A 774-nucleotide genomic window follows, 5' to 3' on the forward strand; every position below is an offset into this window, starting at 1 on the left:
CGCTGAGCAGGATCCCGGCCGGCTCGGCCGCCGGGTGGGGGCCGGCGCCGCTGGTCGCGGGGGTGTCGAGGGTGAGGGCCAGCAGCACCAGCCCGGCCGCCAGGCCCGCGACGCCCAGGGACCAGAGCGTGGCCTCCACGCCGCGGGCGCCGCGCGGTGCGGGCCGCGGTGCGCCGTCGTACCGGGCGAACGGCACGGCGAGCAGCCCCCAGGCGGCGGACACGAGCGCCGCGGCGGCCATGTCCGACGGCCGGTGCCAGGCCTCCGTGTAGGCGACGGCGCCGGTGCAGGCGCTGACCACGGCGCCGAGGACGGTGGTGAGCGGTCGCCACCGGGCGGGCACGAGCAGCAGCGCGGCCACAGCGGCGCCCGTCGCGAGCGTCATGTGGCCCGAGGGCAGTGAGTTGCCGCCGGACCACGGGACCCCGTCGGCGTGCTCGGGCCGCGGAAGCGCCGCCTTGAGCAGCTGCGTGGTGAGGTTGGACCCGGCCAGCACGAGGAGGGCGAGCAGCCCCCGCCGCCGCCACCGGGCCACGGCGAGCGCGCCGAGCGAGGCCAGCGCCATGCCGACCGCCAGCCCGAGCGGCAGGATCCGCACCACCTGGGAGGCCACGTCCGGCACGGTGTCCGCGTAGCGCTCCTCGACGGCACGGAACACCTGGTACTCGAGCACCTGGCCGGCGGAGGACCACACCAGGGCGGCGTAGACCAGCACGACGCCGGCCACGCACGCGGCCAGCGCCAGCCACCACGTCCACGAGGGGAGGCGGCGCG

The 774-nt window shown here is 78.4% G+C and carries 1 protein-coding gene; it reads right to left on the minus strand.

Annotated features, from left to right (window positions below; all coding sequences use genetic code 11):
• The coding region (locus QL983_RS11350) for a phosphatase PAP2 family protein (RefSeq protein ID WP_290153079.1) at positions 1 to 774 on the minus strand (774 nt) is incomplete at both ends.

This window comes from Micrococcus sp. APC 4021, assembly GCF_030407635.1.
Lineage (GTDB): Bacteria > Actinomycetota > Actinomycetes > Actinomycetales > Micrococcaceae > Micrococcus > Micrococcus luteus.